The following is a 17,682-nucleotide window of genomic DNA, read 5'->3' on the forward strand; positions in this document are numbered from 1 at the left end:
CTTCTTTAATATTGTTTCATTTTCGAACGGATACGAGGATCAAAGAATGCATACAAGATGTCAATGAATACATTGACTAAGGAAATTGTAATAGCTACATAAATAACCCCGCCCATAATACTTGGAATATCAGGGATAAACTGCTTATCAACAATGTAACTTCCAATACCACTTATGTTGAATACTTTTTCGGTAACCGCAGCGCCGCCAAGCATTCCCCCGAATAGCAGGCCGATGACAGTAATAATTGGAATCATGGCGTTGCCAATAGCGTGTTTCCAAAGAATATAATTTTGACTCAACCCTTTAGCTTTAGCTGTTATAATGTAATCTTCATGAATCACTTCGAGCATTGATGAGCGTGTCATTCTGGCAATAGAGGCTGTAAGTCCAGTTCCTAGCACAATGACTGGCATAATGATAGATAGCCAATTTTCAGGGTTAAATGTTGCTGGTAACCAATGTAATTTAATAGAGAAATTCAAAATAAATATGAGACCTTGCCAAAAATTTGGAATAGATAATCCAATAAGAGCGATGAACATAAAAGTATAGTCGAAAAATGAATTAGGTTTTGTCGCTGAAATAATACCGATTGAGATTGCAATCATGATAGCAATGAGTAATGAGATAACGGCTAGTGTAAGTGTTATAGGAAATTTTTTTGTTATACTTGCAATCACTTCTTCATTACCTGAGAAAGATATACCTAGGTCGAAAGTTGCAATGCCTTTAAGAGTATTCCATAGCTGTTGAAAATATGACTGATCAAGGCCATACAGATGATTAAATGCATGAATCTGTTCTTTTGTTGCTGTTTCACCGAGGATGTTTGATGCTGGATCAAAAGGTGACAAATATAAAATGGTAAACACAAGAATAGAGACTCCAAAAATTACAAACACACTCATAATTAGTCTCTCAAAAATATATTTTAGATAGGAATTACTATAGAGAAGAATGAATATGTACATAAATAAACCTGGGATAAATGATAAAGTTAAAAAATTTGGATATGAGATAAGAGATTGAAAAGTACTTTCAAATGTTATTCTTTGTTTACTTTGTTGTTCAAGGGCTTGATTTGTTTTTTCAATCACAGTTTTGTGAAATTGTTTTTCTGTCCATTTTTCTACCAGTTGGTTAATTTTCTGCATACTTACCTTTTGGCCAAAAAACTCCTGTTTCCGTAGGGCTTGATCTAATAACTCATGTCTTACATTTTCACGGTATCCAGATTCAATCAAAGAGTTCTTTGTTTCTTCCAAAATAGAGAAATAGGAATCGCCCCTTTTTCTATATAGGTAGATAAACAAGACAGCGATATTAACTGGTAAGCCAAGTATAAGGAGTAAATATTTGTATGAGATCCGTAGCTGCATTTTCCCATAAGTACGGCTAATGATATCCGATAGAGGGGATCCTCTATAGCCATTCTGTTCTTTTTTAACTCGAGTTATTTCCAATGGATTGAACCTCCTTCTTAAAAAAGTAAATTTAATTATTCCGATGTGTATAGTATATTTTATTTTAATAGTTTTAAAAAGTCAATATTCTGATTATTTCAAAAAATAAACAATAAAAGGGAGGTTGGAGACTTGGAATCTATTTTGGAAGTTAGAAATTTACGTGTGTCTTTTCAGTCAAGAGATCAAGAATTTGAGGCTGTTCGAGGTGTGGATTTTGAGGTGAAGAAGGGAGAGACATTAGGAATAGTAGGCGAATCAGGAAGTGGTAAAAGTGTAACGGCTCGTTCTATTATGCGCCTTCTTCCACCAACTACTTCTGATATGAAAGAAGGAGAGGTTATCTTTTTAGGAGAAAATCTTGCTTATAAGACAGAGAAGGAAATGGAAAGTATACGTGGTAAGGAAATTGGTATGATTTTTCAAGATCCAATGACTTCTCTTAATCCAACTATTCGAATTGGGAAACAAATATCAGAAACTTTGATGAAACATCAAGATTTGTCTAAAAAAGAGGCTAAGGAACAAGCAATTGAAATGCTTGAACTTGTAGGTATTAGAAGCAGTGAAATACGTTATAATCAATATCCACATGAGTTTTCTGGAGGGATGCGGCAACGTGTTATGATTGCGATGGCACTAGCTTGTCGTCCTACTTTATTAATTGCTGATGAACCGACTACAGCACTTGATGTAACGATTCAAGCGCAAATTTTGAATGTAATGAGAGACATTCAAGGGCGTTTTGGAATTTCAATTATATTGATTACACATGATTTAGGAGTTGTTGCTAGTATGTGTGATCGAGTCGCTGTCATGAAAGATGGAGAGATTGTAGAGACTGGAACGACAGAAGAAGTTTTTGAAAGTGCCAAGCATCCGTATACATTAAAGCTCCTGCATGCATTGCCGCGTCTACATGAAAAAAAGAAAACGAAATTTGTACATAGTAAGCCTTTTGATAAGCCTTTAGTTGAAGTGAGATCGTTAAAGCAATATTTTGATTTAGGAAAAGGGAATGTTTTAAAAGCAGTAGATGATATTAGTTTTCAGATTCGGGAAGGTGAGACCTTAGGATTTGTGGGAGAGTCTGGTTCGGGAAAGTCCACGACAGGACGTGCGATATTACGTCTTCATGAACCAACAGCTGGAGATGTATTATATAAAGGAATGGCAGTGAATCGTTTTTCAAAGAGTGAAATGAAAATGATGCGTCGGCATATGCAGATGATTTTTCAAGATCCTTATGCATCTCTGAATCCTCGTTTTAAAGTTATTGATATTATCGGTGAGGTATTGGATGTGCATCGATTGAGTGGGAGTAAAAAAGAAAGGACAAGAAGAGTTGAAGAATTACTTGATATGGTCGGACTTGATCCTGCATATACAATGCGTTATCCACATGAGTTCTCTGGTGGACAGCGTCAACGTATTGGAATTGCACGTGCACTTGCAGTAGAACCGAAGTTCATCGTATGCGATGAACCATTGTCTGCACTTGATGTATCTATCCAATCCCAAATTGTAAAGTTATTAGAGGAACTGCAGAATCGATTAGGGCTGACGTATTTATTTATTGCGCACGACCTTTCAATGGTGAAGCACATTAGTGATCGAGTGGCTGTGATGTATGCTGGGAAAATTGTGGAGATTGCTGAAAGCGAAGAGCTTTATACGAATCCACAACATGAATATACGAAATCTTTGCTGTCTGCAATACCAATTCCGGATCCTAAAATTGAATCGAAGAAAAAAAGAATGCTAATAGAAGAAACAAATGAAGAGGATAAATATTCTTTACGGAAATCCAAGCTCGTTGAGGTGTCTGAAGGACATTGGGTCGCCCTTCCAATGGAATAGAAAGAATAGTTAATAAGGGGTATGCGCTTCACTTCATTTTCATTAATATGTAAAGTATCAATAACTTTTAGCTTTTTGGGAGCTATAGAGTTTTAACTTGATGGCTATGGATATTTTTTGCTGTTATTGAGTTAAAACTTCATAGTCTTCTTTTTTTTAGTTTTTTTAAGCTGAGTGTATCATGTGACAACCTGAAACCTATCGGATATAATAAATTATCTTAACCATGATAATAAGGTAATCTTTATATATAGCTTGAAAGAGGTGGCTTTCTTATGGCATCACAAGAATTAGATCATTTACGTTCTCAAATCGATCAAATGAACCTGCAAATTTTAGAATTACTAAATGAAAGAGGTCGTCTTGTTCAAGAGGTCGGTAAATTGAAAGAAGTGCAAGGTGTAAAGCGATTTGATCCTGTACGTGAAAGAAGCATGCTTGATTTAATTGCTGAGAATAACGATGGGCCGTTTGAAACATCGACTCTTCAACATATTTTCAAACAAATTTTTAAAACAGGTTTAGAATTACAAGAAGATGATCATCGTAAAGCGCTTCTTGTTTCACGTAAGAAAAAATTAGAAGATACCATTGTTGATATAAAAGGTGAAAAAATTGGTGATGGCAATGCTCACTTTATTATGGGACCGTGTGCGGTAGAAAGTTATGAACAAGTTCGCCAAGTTGCAGAAGCGATGAAAGAACAAAGTTTAAAACTGATGCGCGGCGGTGCGTTTAAACCTCGTACATCACCTTATGATTTCCAAGGTCTTGGCTTAGAAGGCTTGAAGATATTACGCCAAGTGGCAGATGAGTATGATTTAGCGGTTATTAGTGAAATTTTAAATCCGAATGATATTGAAATGGCATTAGATTATGTTGATGTGATTCAAATTGGCGCTCGTAATATGCAAAACTTCGAACTCTTGAAAGCGGCTGGATCGGTGAAAAAACCAGTATTATTAAAACGTGGTTTATCAGCAACGATTGAAGAGTTTATCTATGCAGCAGAATATATTATCGCACAAGGTAACGGGGATATTATTTTATGCGAGCGTGGCATTAGGACGTATGAAAAGGCAACACGTAATACGCTAGATATTTCCGCTGTGCCGATTTTGAAGAAAGAGACACATTTACCTGTTGTAGTCGATGTAACGCACTCTACAGGACGACGTGACCTTCTTTTACCGACTGCAAAAGCAGCGATGGCAATCGGTGCTGATGCGGTTATGGCTGAAGTACATCCAGATCCGGCTGTTGCGTTATCAGATTCAGCACAACAGATGGATATTCCAGAATTCAATGAGTTTATGAAAGAATTAAAAGCATTTCGCGGTAGATAGTTATATATATCCAACTTAATTTTCCAACATATAAATCCATTTTGATTTTCAAGCACCTAAGTCGCGGTTATGAAGACAAAAGAAGATCTCCACTCGCTTTCTCCTTTTGTTCTCACTTGGCATGGGGCTAAAAAAGGTACTGACCGCTTCTATGCATGGCCGGATGCTCTCTCCCATCTAAAAAGAATGGTTTGATGTTCGTTTTTTAATTTGGGTTTATATAGAATGGATTTTAAAGTCTATGCGACACTTGTTGCATAGACTTTTTCGCGGAATTTGACCTTTTTTACATGAAAAATACGAAAATAGGAGAAAAGAAGCGAATTTTTTCGAAACTTTTGCGGGAAAATATTGTATGAGCCTGCATTTTTATCGTATCATTAGTAAAAGGACTCGGGAGTGACATCTTCAAGTAGAGTTGATGTCTTTTTTTCATTTAAGTGAACCGATACATAAAGATAGATAACATAATATAGAAGGAGTGTGCGGAAGAGATGAACGTAACAATCTATGACGTAGCGCGCGAAGCAAACGTTTCAATGGCAACTGTATCACGCGTTGTGAACGGTAATCCGAATGTAAAGCCTACAACAAGAAAGAAAGTATTAGAAGCAATTGATCGATTAGGGTACCGCCCAAATGCGGTAGCACGTGGACTAGCAAGTAAGAAAACAACAACAGTAGGTGTTATTATTCCAGATATCTCTAATACATTTTATGCAGAACTGGCACGTGGAATCGAAGATATCGCAACAATGTACAAATATAACATCATTTTAAGTAACTCTGACCAAAATAGAGAAAAAGAGTTCCATTTATTAAATACAATGCTTGGTAAACAAGTGGACGGTATTGTATTCATGGGTGAAGATATTACAGATACGCATGTAGAAGAGTTTAAAAAGTCTCCAGTACCAATCGTGTTAGCAGCATCATTTGATGAGGAGAATGAAACATCATCAGTAAATATTGATTATACACAAGCGGCTTATGATGCGATGAAACACTTCTTAGAGCAAGGCCATAAACGTATCGGTTTCGTATCAGGTCCTTACATTGACAAAGCTGGAAGCGCAAAGAAATTACAAGGTTATAAAAAAGCTTTAGAAGAAGCTGGTATTGCTTATGATGAAAATCTTGTTATTGATGGAGATTACACATACGATTCAGGTTTAGAAGCATTTGAAAAGCTTTGGGAACTTAATGAAAAACCAACAGCAATCTTTGTTTCTTCAGATGAAATGGCACTAGGCGTTATCCACGCAGCACAAGATGCTGGATTAAATGTACCAGAAGACGTAGAAGTACTTGGCTTTGACAACACACGTCTTGCATTAATGGTACGCCCGCAGCTTTCCACAGTTGTACAACCAATGTATGACATCGGTGCAGTAGCAATGCGTTTACTTACAAAGTATATGAACAAAGAAAAAGTAGAAGATCATACAGTTATCTTACCTCACCGTATCCAATTTAGAGATTCAACGAAGTAAGTAAAATAAAAACTCACAGCAGGGTGCTGTGAGTTTTTTATCTATGCTTTATTTTATAAATGATACTAGCTAAAATAGAGGCTGGTATGTAATAGATGATGCCTTGTTGATGGAGGTGTCTTTGAGATTCTGCATAGGAAATATTTTCATACATTTCCGGCTGAGAAACATTCATTTTTTTCTGTTTTTCTTTTAATTCTTTTCAATAAATGCCCATAACTCATCTTGATTTCGCAAGTTATGATCGATACATAGTTGCGCCGTTATTTTGAATCCTGCTAACAAATCGTCAATTTGTAAAGTGTGATATTTTTCTATATCTCCGTTTACGTTTGTATGGTCTCTCTTTAAATCAAGTGATACATCTAATAATACTTTATTCGTTTTTATATCAATCACTTTAATATAAAAAAATTTGTTTTCTAAATCAATCGTAATATAATCAAACTTTTCTACTTGTTCTAATACGGCATAACTAGTGTAGTCATCTTTCAATAGTAATCCCTCCATATATTTTCAAATCAATTCGTATTTACAAGGGGGTCATGATATATGAAAATTCGATACCTATTTTGGTACTCCTTGTTCATAACTTTTCTCTAACATTTTTTGTTTGAATGTAAAATTCCCTATAACTACGCAATGTCATGTATAATAGAAAGAAAAGGCTTGTGAGGGGGGAAGAGATGATCGTTCTTTGGATAATTACGCTTTGTATGACTGCTTTTTTTGCATATATGACGTTAAAACAAAACGGCTTAAAGCGCTTTGTTCCAGGAAGTATTCTTGCAGGAATTGCCCTTATCACGTATGTAGCTTCTATTTTTATTGAAAGTATTTCAGTAGATGTAAGCGCAAGCTTCGTATTTGTTGCGATTACATTATTTGCAGGTTCTATTATGGTATTAATGGTTGCTGGTATTATTTTATTCATTCATATGAATTCGGAAACGTTATAAGATATAAAGAAAGGCATGTCCCATGCGGGGCATGCCTTTTGTCCGTTCAATTATGCGTTGTCTTTTGAAGTGTTTTGTTGCTTCAATAGGTCGCGAATCTCGCCAAGAAGTACTTCTTCTTTTGTTGGTTCTGGAACTTCCTCTTTTTTCTCTTCTTCTTTTTTGAATGTTAGCCTGTTGAAAACTTTAATAAATGCAAAGATAGCACCTGCGATGATTAAGAAGTCAAAGATAGTTTGAATGAAGTTACCATACGTAATAGCTGTTTTACCAAACGTAATTTTTAAACCTGTAAAGTCGATACCACCCATTAACATACCGATTAATGGTGTGATAATATCTTTTACTAAAGAACTTACGATTTTTCCGAAAGCAGCTCCGATTACAACCCCGATAGCTAAATCAATAACATTTCCTTTTAGGGCGAACTTTTTAAACTCGTTCCACATTTATGATTCCCATCCTTTCCACGATTCAGTATAAGATTTATAATTCCTATCAACATATTCTATAGAAGTTTGTGATAGAAATAAAGGGAAAATGGGAATGAAAGTAAATTCTGAAAAATGTATCCGTTTTAACTTCGATGAAACAAAGATTAAAGTTTTGATATGCCCGAAGTACTTCTTTTCGTACAAGTACTTCGGATTGTCTTATAGCATAAATTGTTTATTTATCCCGCACTAACGGGCAGTAATACTCCCACCTCAACATTCGGCGGGAGCAAAGAAGTTAGGTGGGAGATAAACTGCCCGTAAAGGCCCGATTGGTTCAACTAATAATCAGTGGGGGATGAGGAAAACCCCCACTGATTAAAGTTTCACTTTATAAACATTGGGTTTCTGTGCACCTGCTTGGATTAAAATTTCTTCGATTTCTTTAAAGTTATGAGCACGTGCATGTTGCAGCGGGGTAACACCATCATGATCTGGAATATTTATATTGGCGCCATGTTCAATGAGGAGGCGGATAACTTGTTGCTGTGTTTCGTTACCATCACTTAGTACGATAGCTTCCATTAAAGCAGTCCATCCGAGGTTATTTACATGGTTTACATCAATGTTTGTTCGAGTGAGAAGTTCTTTTATGACGTCGATATAGCCATGTTCTGCGGCTGGAATAAGAGCTGTTCCTCCGTAACGATTTGTAAGTGTTGGGTTGGCGCCGACATCAATTGTTAGTTTTAGAATTTCCAAATAACCTTCAGCACCGGCATATAAAAATGGAGTGTTTTTCATTTTATCTTGGATGTTTACATCCGCCCCAGCTTTAATAAGAGCCCTTGCGGTTTTTATATCATTTACATATGTAGCAACCATAACAGGGGTGCGTCCTTGACTATCTGTTACATTTATATTTGCTCCTTGCTGAATTAATGATAGAACGGTAGCTGTCTCCCTTTGTTCTACAGCTGTAAGTAGTTGTTTCTCCATGCTTTTTATCTCCTTTTTAGGTTCTTGATTTTGTGTGCAACCTTGCAAAAAGAATATACAACATATCATATTTAATGTTCGTTTTAGCATTGAATTTTACCACCTTCTTCTCAGTAAATGTAAGAGTCGTCTTAGAATACAGATGCTTCCCTTTATACTGTAAAATATAAATATTAATTTTTTATAAACTGTGTCTAAAATAACTATAAAATCGCTTGAGTATTCGGAAATATCTTCTTATGCTTATGAATAATAAGAAAGGTTCGTAAAGTGAGGAATGGAGTTATGTCTATTAAAACAAGATTTTTATTATCTTATATTGCTGTGATTTTTGTTTCAATTACTCTGTTATTGGTTACGGGTTTTTTAATTGTTTTTTCTATAACAGGGAATTTAGAATCAGTGAAAAATTTTTATAAGAGTTCTTATATTCAAAATCCACTGACGCCAGAGGAGGAAAATGCTTTTCTTGAATTGAAGGTAGCAGCTAAGCAGAATCAATCGCAACTATTGGATGCAGCAATGATGCCGCTCTTAGAGAAAAAAGGTGTGAAAATAGTTGTAAGAAAAGGAGATGCAATTTCATATGCATCAAAAGCAATTGAAAGTTCTAATTTGAAAGGAGCTCTCCCTAAATTTGAATCAACGAATATTAATAGTCGCGGTACGACGGAACTAAATGATACATTTTATCGGTATGTAAAGTTTGATTTTTATTTTCCTCATCATGAGGAAGGAAGTATATTTGTATTAAATAAGCAAAGCTCATATGTAGACTTAACGCAAAAGTTATTTCCTATTTTATTTGTATCGTTATTGCTTTTAGCTATTTTCATCATTGGATTATTAAGTTATTTTGTTTCAAGAAGTGTGATAACACCCATTCTGATCTTGAAAGATGCGACTGGGAGAATTAAAGACGGAGATTTGCAATTTCAAATTCCAGTTACGTCTCATGATGAAATTGGGCAGTTAAATCAAGCGTTTGAAGAGATGAGGCAGAAATTAAAAGAATCAATTGAAGTGCAAGCGCAATATGAAGAGAATCGAAAAGAGCTCATTTCGAATATCTCACATGACTTAAAAACACCCATTACATCCATTATTGGATATGTAGAAGGAATAAAAGATGGGGTTGCTAATACACCTGAAAAAATGAATAGATACTTAACGACGATTTACACAAAAGCAGCACATATGGATACACTCATCGATGAACTCTTTTTATTTTCAAAGTTAGATTTAAATCGTGTGCCATTTCACTTTGAAACGATAGAATTGTATTTGTTTATGGAAGATGTAATAGAAGAGATACAGATGGATTTAAGTAAAGATGGAATACATTTATCCTTACAATCATTTAATGAATCGCCATTATATGTAACTGCTGATCGAGAGAAAGTAAAGCGGGTTATATCGAATTTAATTCATAATAGTGTGAAATACATGGATAAACCGCAGAAAGAAATTATAGTTACATTACTAGAGGAAGCGGATGAGGTAATCGTGAGAGTGACAGATAATGGATCGGGTATAGCATCCGATACACTTCCCTATATTTTTGAACGTTTTTATCGTGCAGAACAATCACGTAATTCTAGTACAGGTGGAAGTGGTCTTGGCTTGGCTATCGCAAAGCAGATTGTTGAAGAGCACGGCGGAAAGATTTGGGCGGAAAGTAAACTAGGAGAAAGCACAAGTATTTTCTTTTCATTGAAAAAAGTACAGGAATGTGGTGAGTAAATTGAAGCGAGTGTTATTAATTGAAGATGAAGTAAGTATTGCGGAATTACAGCGAGATTATTTAGAGATTCATGATTTTCAAGTTGATGTACAACATTCAGGTGAAACAGGACTGCACTGCGCTTTACAGGAACAATATGATCTAATTATTTTAGATATCATGCTTCCAAAAATAAATGGATTTGAAATTTGTAAACAAATACGTGCGGTGAAAGATATTCCGATTTTACTTGTCTCAGCCAAAAAAGAAGATATCGATAAAATTCGTGGACTTGGGCTCGGGGCTGATGATTATATTACGAAGCCATTCAGCCCAAGTGAATTAGTCGCAAGAGTAAAAGCGCATATCGCGCGTTATGAACGATTATCTGGAAATATAATTAAGCAGCGAGATACGTTATATATCCATGGGATTTCTATTGATCAGCGTGCTAGAAAAGTATTCATAAACAATGAAGAAATTGCTTTTACAACGAAAGAATTTGATTTGCTAACATTTTTTGTGATGAATCCGAATCAAGTGTTAAGTAAGGAACAATTATTTGAACGTATTTGGGGATTAGATTCAGCTGGAGATTTAGCTACAGTTGTTGTTCATGTGCGAAAGTTACGTGAGAAAATTGAAAGAGATCCTGCGCATCCACAATATATTGAAACGGTGTGGGGAGCTGGATATCGTTTTAATGTATAGCGAACCTGTCAAAGTGTTGACGGGTTTTTTTATGTTTAAGGGCAGTGAAATTCACAGAATTAAAAAATATATTACCTTTATTTTATCTTTTTTTAAGAATTTATTTATTGGCAATTTATACTTGCCATCTACTATAGGTATCACAGAAAGAAGGTGAACAGATAAAGTGATTTGAGGAAACTGTTATCTGTTATGTATTAGATGATTGAATCTGAAAGAAAAATAATCATTTGGAGGTTTGATGAGGATGAAAAAAATGAAGTTTTTAGTACCGGCGATGATTGGGTTTACAGTAATGGTAACAGGTTGTGCGCAAGGGGAAACAAAAGCAGAAGTAAAACAGGAGACAAAACAAGAAGCGAAAAAAGAAAAGAAGCAGCAAAAAGCACAGATTACAAAATTACAGTCATTAAACGCAATGACATTACAACTAACATTTTCTAAACCTTTATCAGAAGAAGAGGTAAAGCCAGAAAATTTAGAGGTGATTAAGAAAAATTTTGTATTTGATAATGGCTTAGAAATTGTGAATGTACCACGATTGAAAACGGGAGCTACAAGTACATATATTGTACCTGTTACAGTTCAAAAACCAGGAACAAAATATAAAGTAAGTTATAAAGGTGGAAAAAAAGAAAAATTTGAGGCAAGTACGGAAAAAATTAATGTTCGTCAAGCAAAACAAGTGACGAATGATACGTTTGAAATTGAATCCTTTTTAGAAGATGGTGTGACAGATTATGCAAACATTATTGAAGCGTATAAAGCAGGGAGAGGAAATCAAGCGTTTCAGTTAGACGAAGAAAATAAAGATAAAGAAGGAAAACAATATCAAATTATTTCTTCGCTGCGAGATCGTAAACTAACAATTACATCAAGTTCAGGGGAACAAATTGTAGTAGGATATGTCCCATTTACACAAGCGGCAGATGGCAGACAAGCACCAAAGTTTCGTCTACCTGCTGGTCAAACGTTACAACCAGGTATGACATACACAATCACGTCTGATTGGGCGACGGTTAAAAATCCAACATTTACTGCGGGAACTATTGAGCCACTTACGATTCAAAGTGCTGAAGCGATAGATAATAAATCGATTCAAATCACGTTAGAGAACGATCCAAATATGGAACTGTTTGCTGGACGAAAAGTGGAATTACAAGATGAGGATGGAAATAAAATAGAGGCACAATATCGTTTTACTTCTCGAAAAGGAGCAGTAGGAATCTTTGATTTACAAAATGGTGCAACGTTGCAGTCAGGCAAGAAATATACGGTTGTACCGATGAATGGCTGGGCAACTGCAAATCAGGTTACGTTTGTAACGAAATAAAGAAGTGGTTTACACAAGCAGCAAGCGATCTAGTACTTGCTGCTTTCATGTTGTAATGATTTGTAAAAAGTTTCAATGATCGACATAAAACGATTGCTTTCTTCTAAAAAAGGGTAGTGGTTGCTGTACTCAAATAGGATAAAGATAGAATCCGTTATCTTCTTTTCTATCTCGATAGAATATTGAACTGGGCATTGAACATCATGGTTTCCACAAATAATGAGTGTTCTGGTTGTAATAGATGAGAGGCGATCTCTTAGGTCAAATTGTGAATATTCTTTAGCGAAAGCGTTCATTCGACTTACTGCCATTGTTTTATAAATAGGTTTTGAAAAATATATTTCGTAATTTTCGGGCTTATATAAAGATAATGTTGTTCGCTTAGCCGATAATGCACTTCGCACTTCTGGTGTAAGATGAGGGAGTTTCAATTCTTCGATGATGTCTTGCATATATTGAAATTTTGGGTGAGCAGGATGGTAAATACAATCTGGTGTTGCTGTATAGTTACTAGCAGCAGCACCGACAACAACTAAGGATTGCAAGGAATCAGGATAGGTAATAGCGTACAGAATTCCAAGCATACCACCTGTAGAATGTCCGGCGAAATGCCAGATTGAAAGGTGTAGTGATTCTTTGATTGCTTCTAAATCTTCAACTGTTTCGCTCATGCTTAATTCATGTTCCTTTGTAGCTTTTGCAGAATGACCAGCGTCTCTTAAATTAATAAGAAATACTTGATGAGTAGAAGTAAAGCTTTCAGCAAAATAATCACCGGTTTCGTTAAACTCGGAGTAATGATGTGTAACACATAGTGGTTCACCAAAGCCCTTTGTAAAAATTTCAAAAATACCGCGTTTTGTATGTAAGAATTGTCGTTTCCAGATGATTATTCCCCCTCCATAAAATAAGAATAGGAGAAAACCTCCTATTCTTATTATTTAATATAAAGCTTTTTTTGTATTATTCCGAATGATTTCAAGGCATTTTGCCACTGTTAATGCATTTTTTTCTTCAATTTCTCGTTTTCGAGGGATGGGATTATACATGTTGTTAGAATCTTCCCATGTAAGAGGAAGATCGATAGGTGCTTGTCCTTTCCAAGTTTCAATCCATTCTGGAGGGAGGTAACCTGAGATGTTTTGGCTGTTGTTCATTTCGAGCCAAATGAGTGCCCATGCTCTTGGGACGACACGCCACATATCGTAGCCACCACCGCCAACGGCGATCCAGCGCCCATCGCAGTATTCATTGGCAATTTCATGAGCAAGCTTTGGAATTTCACGATAAATTTGCATCGTTGCACAAAGGTGAGTAAGAGGATCGTAATAATGTGCATCGGCTCCGTTTTGCGTTAAAATAATATCTGGCTTAAAATAAGCTGCCACTTCTTTCACAACGGTTCGATACGATTGTAAAAAAGATTCATCCTCTGTAAAGGCATCGAGTGGAACGTTAAAGGAATAACTATAGCCATTACCTTGTCCACGCTCGTTTACAGCACCGGTTCCAGGAAATAAATAGCGTCCAGTTTCATGCAGTGAGATGGTGCAGACGTTAGGGTCATCATAAAAGGACCATTGTACACCATCGCCGTGATGGGCGTCTGTATCAATATATAAAACACGTAAGCCATATTTTTTCTGCATATATTTGATTGCAATCGAACTGTCGTTGTAAATACAAAAGCCAGATGCTTTACCACGGAATCCGTGATGTAATCCGCCGCCTAAATTTAATGCATGCTTTACTTTACCTGAGAGGACAGCATCTACAGCTGTTAATGTTCCACCAACAAGTAATGCGCTCGCTTCATGCATATTCGGGAACATCGGTGTATCTTCTGTTCCAAGACCGTATGACATAGCAATTGACTGTTCTAACTTTCCTTCCCCAGCACGTTTTACCGCATTTATGTATTCTTCCGTATGAACGAAAGCAATCTCCTCATCAGTCGCCATTCGTGGTGGAATGACTTGAGAAGGATGAATGAACCCACTCTTTACTAGTAAATCATAGGTGAGTGTTACGCGAAGCTGATTAAAGGGATGTTCAGGGCTAAAGGAATAACCCCGAAAATCCTCTGAATAGATGAAGGCACTTGTCATGCCTGCATCCCCATAATATTTGGCCATAAAACATGGTAGCCTTTTTTCTCTAGCGCTTCAATCACTCTTAGAGGATTCATCGTTTGAATGCGGAAAACGAGTACTTTATCATTCTCATCTTTTGCTGGATAGACGAGAACGCTCACAATATTAATGTGTAAGTCACTAAAAATAGCAACTACTTTTCCAAGAATACCAGGTTCATTTTTTACTTGAATTTCAATTTGTGAACTTGGTTGATGGGCACCTGTTAGTTTAACGAGTGTATGTAATACTGTGGATTCCGATATGATTCCAACAAGTTTACCGCTCTTTGTAACAGGAAGGCAGCCGATTTTATTTTCAAAAAATAATGTGGCAATTTCTTCGACGAAATCGAGAGGATGACACGTCATTACTGGTTGTTTCATAATTAATTGAATCGGTTGTTTAAGCATATCCAGTGAAACTTCTTCATCGAGAATTGATGGACTTGCATCACGTACGTCACGGTCAGAAATAATACCGACTACGTTGTTGTTATGCCCAATAATGGGAATATGACGAATTCCATTTGTACGTATTGTACGAATTGCGGTTTCGATTGTGTCATCTGGACGCAGTGTAATTACGTCATGATTCATAATTTCTTCTACAATCATTTTATATGCCTCCCTTCTTAATACATAAAGCGATTTTGAAAGCGTAAGCGATCAAAATCTTGGATGGAATTTGTATCAACGCGCTTGCCGATGCGAACCATTAAACAGTTAGCAGGGTGAGAACAAATTTCTGGATCGTCTGTTGCCATCCATTCTAAACCACCGGCATTCATCATTTTTTCCATTACTTTTCGATATTCCCAAACATTTAAGCCGGTTTGTTTTAAATCCCAGTGCCAATAATACTCAGTTGTTAATATAATATAATCTTCCATATAATCATCCATCATCGAAACTTCTAATAGATTTTTTCCAACAGAGCATCCACGGAATGCGGGGACGACTTCAATTGCCCCGAGTTCAATTAAATTGTCCATTTTTCCTTCTGACCATCGCTCTAGCGGATCAGGATATAAATACGTAACATATCCGACAATTGTTTGGTCTTGTCTCGCAATAATGAGACGAGCTTCTGGTAACTTAGAAATTTCGACAATTGCTTTATATTGTTGATCAGCAGGGCGAAATGCAACTAAGTCTGGGTGAAATTCATACATTTCGAGATTATGTGTAGATACTGGACCTTCAATGATTAAAGTACCTCTTGCCGTTTTTAAATTTCGTGCATTATATATTTTTTTATGAATCAATGTTTTGCTCACCACCTTGAGGGTTTGTGAATCTACAAACTATCGTACTTTATAATATATGCGATGTGAATCGAATTTTGTCAGTAAAAATTTGTCTAAAAATCAACAAATATACTGAAAATTTTAAATAATGTCATTATAATAGATAATAGAATACATAGGAGGGGGATGTAAAGTATGAAAGTAGAAACGCTTCCAGTTATTAAAGGAGAAAATAATTTGTTGAACTATGAAGAAACATATGCAGGTTTTAACTGGGAAGAGGTAAATAAAAACTTTTCTTGGTATGAAACTGGCCGAGTAAATATGGCGTATGAAGCAATTGATAAACATGCGAAATCTGCTCGGAAAAATAAAGTGGCTCTATATTATCAAGATGGAGCGCGCAAAGAGAAATATACCTTTAAAGAAATGAAGGAATTCTCCAATAAAGCGGGAAATGTCCTAAAAAATTATGGTGATGTGGAAAAAGGCGATCGCATTTTTATTTTCATGCCGCGTTCACCAGAATTATATTTTGCACTTCTTGGTGCAGTCAAATTAGGAGCAATTGTTGGACCGCTATTTGAAGCATTTATGGAAGGAGCAGTACGCGATCGCTTAGAAGATAGTGAAGCGAAGGTGTTAATTACAACGCCTGAATTACTAGAACGTGTACCATTAAATGATTTACCAGCATTAAAAACAGTCTTTCTTGTTGGTGATAATGTAGAAGAAGGCGGAAAGCTTGTAGCGTTCAATCCATTATTTGAGCAAGCTTCTAACAAACTGCAAATTGAATGGTTAGATCGCGAAGATGGATTAATTCTTCATTATACATCCGGTTCTACAGGAAAACCAAAAGGAGTCCTTCATGCGCAAAATGCAATGGTGCAGCACTATCAAACAGCAAAATGGGTGCTTGATTTAAAAGAAGACGATGTATATTGGTGCACAGCTGATCCAGGCTGGGTAACAGGAACAGCTTACGGTATTTTTGCACCGTGGTTAGTAGGGGGATCAAATGTCGTTTTAGGAGGACGTTTTAGTCCAGAGGCATGGTACGAAGCATTGCAAGATTACGGTGTAACAGTTTGGTATAGTGCGCCAACAGCATTCCGTATGCTGATGGGAGCGGGTGAAGGAGCGATTAAGAAGTACGACTTATCAGCACTCCGTCACGTACTAAGCGTTGGTGAACCATTAAACCCAGAAGTAATTCGCTGGGGAATGAATGCATTCGGTCTTCGAATCCATGATACATGGTGGATGACAGAAACAGGGGCACAAGTGATTTGTAATTACCCTTGTATGGAAATTCGCCCAGGATCAATGGGAAAACCAATTCCAGGTGTGAAGGCAGCGATTGTTGATAATGAAGGAAATGAAGTGCCACCATATACAATGGGGAACTTAGCGATTGCTAAAGGATGGCCATCTATGATGCGCGCTGTTTGGAACAACCCGCAAAAATATGAATCTTACTTTATGCCAGGCGATTGGTATGTATCAGGTGACTCGGCATATATGGATGAAGATGGCTACTTCTGGTTCCAAGGGCGTATTGATGATGTAATTATGACGTCTGGTGAGCGCGTTGGACCATTTGAAGTAGAAAGTAAATTAATTGAACACTCTGCAGTAGCAGAAGCTGGTGTAATCGGTATTCCAGACCCAGTGCGCGGCGAAATTATTAAAGCGTTTATCGCACTGCGCGCAGGATATGAAGCATCTGATGAATTAAAAGAAGAGATTCGTCAATTTGTGAAAAAAGGCTTAGCAGCTCATGCAGCGCCAAGACAAATTGAATTCCGTGATAAATTACCGAAAACGAGAAGTGGTAAAATTATGCGACGCGTGTTAAAAGCATGGGAGCTAAACTTACCAACTGGTGACTTATCAACAATGGAAGATTAAGAAGGAAAGGTCTGAACGTATATTTCGTTCAGACCTTTCTTTTTGTGCTATTATAATAAGAGT

Annotated in this window: 16 protein-coding genes and 1 pseudogene; 8 read left to right on the forward strand and 9 right to left on the reverse strand. The window is 36.4% G+C overall.

Annotated features, from left to right (window positions below):
• Nucleotides 1-5: 5 nt before the first annotated feature.
• Nucleotides 6-1,382: an ABC transporter permease gene (locus LOK41_RS03025; protein WP_241815285.1), complete on the reverse strand. Its 1,377-nt coding sequence runs from the start codon at nucleotides 1,380-1,382 to the stop codon at nucleotides 6-8.
• A gap of 216 nt (nucleotides 1,383-1,598) precedes the next feature.
• On the opposite strand from LOK41_RS03025, the gene LOK41_RS03030 reads away from it, so the two are divergent.
• The 3 genes from LOK41_RS03030 to ccpA all read left to right on the forward strand — a co-directional run bounded on the left by LOK41_RS03030 (nucleotide 1,599) and on the right by ccpA (nucleotide 6,165).
• Nucleotides 1,599-3,326: an ABC transporter ATP-binding protein gene (locus tag LOK41_RS03030; protein WP_241815144.1), complete on the forward strand. Its 1,728-nt coding sequence runs from the start codon at nucleotides 1,599-1,601 to the stop codon at nucleotides 3,324-3,326.
• 275 nt (nucleotides 3,327-3,601) lie between these two features.
• A complete protein-coding gene (locus tag LOK41_RS03035) occupies nucleotides 3,602-4,672 on the forward strand; it encodes a bifunctional 3-deoxy-7-phosphoheptulonate synthase/chorismate mutase (RefSeq protein WP_241815149.1) in 1,071 nt (356 codons plus the stop codon).
• Between the two features lie 494 nt (nucleotides 4,673-5,166).
• Nucleotides 5,167-6,165 (forward strand): catabolite control protein A, encoded by a 999-nt coding sequence (gene ccpA / locus LOK41_RS03040; protein ID WP_241815155.1) that lies wholly within the window; start codon nucleotides 5,167-5,169, stop codon nucleotides 6,163-6,165.
• A gap of 37 nt (nucleotides 6,166-6,202) precedes the next feature.
• On the opposite strand, the pseudogene LOK41_RS03045 reads toward ccpA, so the two are convergent.
• Nucleotides 6,203-6,367, reverse strand: a pseudogene (locus tag LOK41_RS03045) (DUF3949 domain-containing protein); the annotation flags it as partial.
• A complete protein-coding gene (gene dhp61, locus LOK41_RS03050) occupies nucleotides 6,358-6,660 on the reverse strand; it encodes a protein Dhp61 (RefSeq protein ID WP_241815156.1) in 303 nt (100 codons plus the stop codon). The gene dhp61 and the pseudogene LOK41_RS03045, both read right to left, overlap by 10 nt.
• Nucleotides 6,661-6,851: 191 nt before the next feature.
• On the opposite strand from dhp61, the gene LOK41_RS03055 reads away from it, so the two are divergent.
• A complete protein-coding gene (locus LOK41_RS03055; protein ID WP_241815158.1) occupies nucleotides 6,852-7,124 on the forward strand; it encodes a DUF3917 domain-containing protein in 273 nt (90 codons plus the stop codon).
• Nucleotides 7,125-7,174: 50 nt separating this feature from the next.
• Here the strand turns inward: LOK41_RS03055 and mscL are convergent, their stop codons facing one another.
• Together mscL and LOK41_RS03065 are read right to left on the reverse strand one after the other, a co-directional pair.
• On the reverse strand, nucleotides 7,175-7,573 hold the full coding sequence (mscL, locus tag LOK41_RS03060) for a large conductance mechanosensitive channel protein MscL (protein WP_241815160.1): 399 nt from the start codon (nucleotides 7,571-7,573) through the stop codon (nucleotides 7,175-7,177).
• 363 nt (nucleotides 7,574-7,936) lie between these two features.
• On the reverse strand, nucleotides 7,937-8,647 hold the full coding sequence (locus tag LOK41_RS03065; RefSeq protein WP_241815161.1) for an ankyrin repeat domain-containing protein: 711 nt from the start codon (nucleotides 8,645-8,647) through the stop codon (nucleotides 7,937-7,939).
• Nucleotides 8,648-8,842: 195 nt separating this feature from the next.
• On the opposite strand from LOK41_RS03065, the gene LOK41_RS03070 reads away from it, so the two are divergent.
• The 3 genes from LOK41_RS03070 to LOK41_RS03080 all read left to right on the forward strand — a co-directional run bounded on the left by LOK41_RS03070 (nucleotide 8,843) and on the right by LOK41_RS03080 (nucleotide 12,324).
• Entirely contained in the window at nucleotides 8,843-10,300 is a 1,458-nt protein-coding gene (locus LOK41_RS03070; protein ID WP_241815163.1) for a sensor histidine kinase, read from the forward strand.
• A gap of 1 nt (nucleotide 10,301) precedes the next feature.
• Complete coding sequence (locus tag LOK41_RS03075) at nucleotides 10,302-10,991, forward strand: response regulator transcription factor (RefSeq protein ID WP_241815287.1); 690 nt, start codon at nucleotides 10,302-10,304, stop codon at nucleotides 10,989-10,991.
• 247 nt (nucleotides 10,992-11,238) lie between these two features.
• Nucleotides 11,239-12,324, forward strand: coding sequence for a hypothetical protein (locus tag LOK41_RS03080; RefSeq protein WP_241815164.1), 1,086 nt, complete (start codon nucleotides 11,239-11,241; stop codon nucleotides 12,322-12,324).
• A gap of 29 nt (nucleotides 12,325-12,353) precedes the next feature.
• Here LOK41_RS03080 and LOK41_RS03085 read toward each other — a convergent pair whose 3' ends face one another.
• The 4 genes from LOK41_RS03085 to acuA are packed head-to-tail and all read right to left on the reverse strand — an operon-like array spanning nucleotide 12,354 to nucleotide 15,723.
• Entirely contained in the window at nucleotides 12,354-13,211 is an 858-nt protein-coding gene (locus tag LOK41_RS03085; RefSeq protein ID WP_241815288.1) for an alpha/beta fold hydrolase, read from the reverse strand.
• 54 nt (nucleotides 13,212-13,265) lie between these two features.
• Nucleotides 13,266-14,432, reverse strand: a complete 1,167-nt coding sequence (locus LOK41_RS03090) for an acetoin utilization protein AcuC (protein ID WP_241815170.1) — start codon at nucleotides 14,430-14,432, stop codon at nucleotides 13,266-13,268.
• Entirely contained in the window at nucleotides 14,429-15,073 is a 645-nt protein-coding gene (locus LOK41_RS03095) for an acetoin utilization AcuB family protein (protein ID WP_174101767.1), read from the reverse strand. The genes LOK41_RS03090 and LOK41_RS03095 overlap by 4 nt, the downstream gene beginning before the upstream one ends.
• A gap of 17 nt (nucleotides 15,074-15,090) precedes the next feature.
• Nucleotides 15,091-15,723: an acetoin utilization protein acetyltransferase AcuA gene (acuA, locus tag LOK41_RS03100; protein ID WP_241815174.1), complete on the reverse strand. Its 633-nt coding sequence runs from the start codon at nucleotides 15,721-15,723 to the stop codon at nucleotides 15,091-15,093.
• 177 nt (nucleotides 15,724-15,900) lie between these two features.
• Between acuA and acsA the strand changes: the two genes are divergently transcribed.
• Nucleotides 15,901-17,619, forward strand: coding sequence for an acetate--CoA ligase (acsA, locus tag LOK41_RS03105; RefSeq protein WP_241815175.1), 1,719 nt, complete (start codon nucleotides 15,901-15,903; stop codon nucleotides 17,617-17,619).
• Nucleotides 17,620-17,682: the final 63 nt, after the last annotated feature.

Source organism: Bacillus sp. TL12 (genome assembly GCF_022625245.1).
Classification (GTDB): domain Bacteria; phylum Bacillota; class Bacilli; order Bacillales; family Bacillaceae_G; genus Bacillus_A.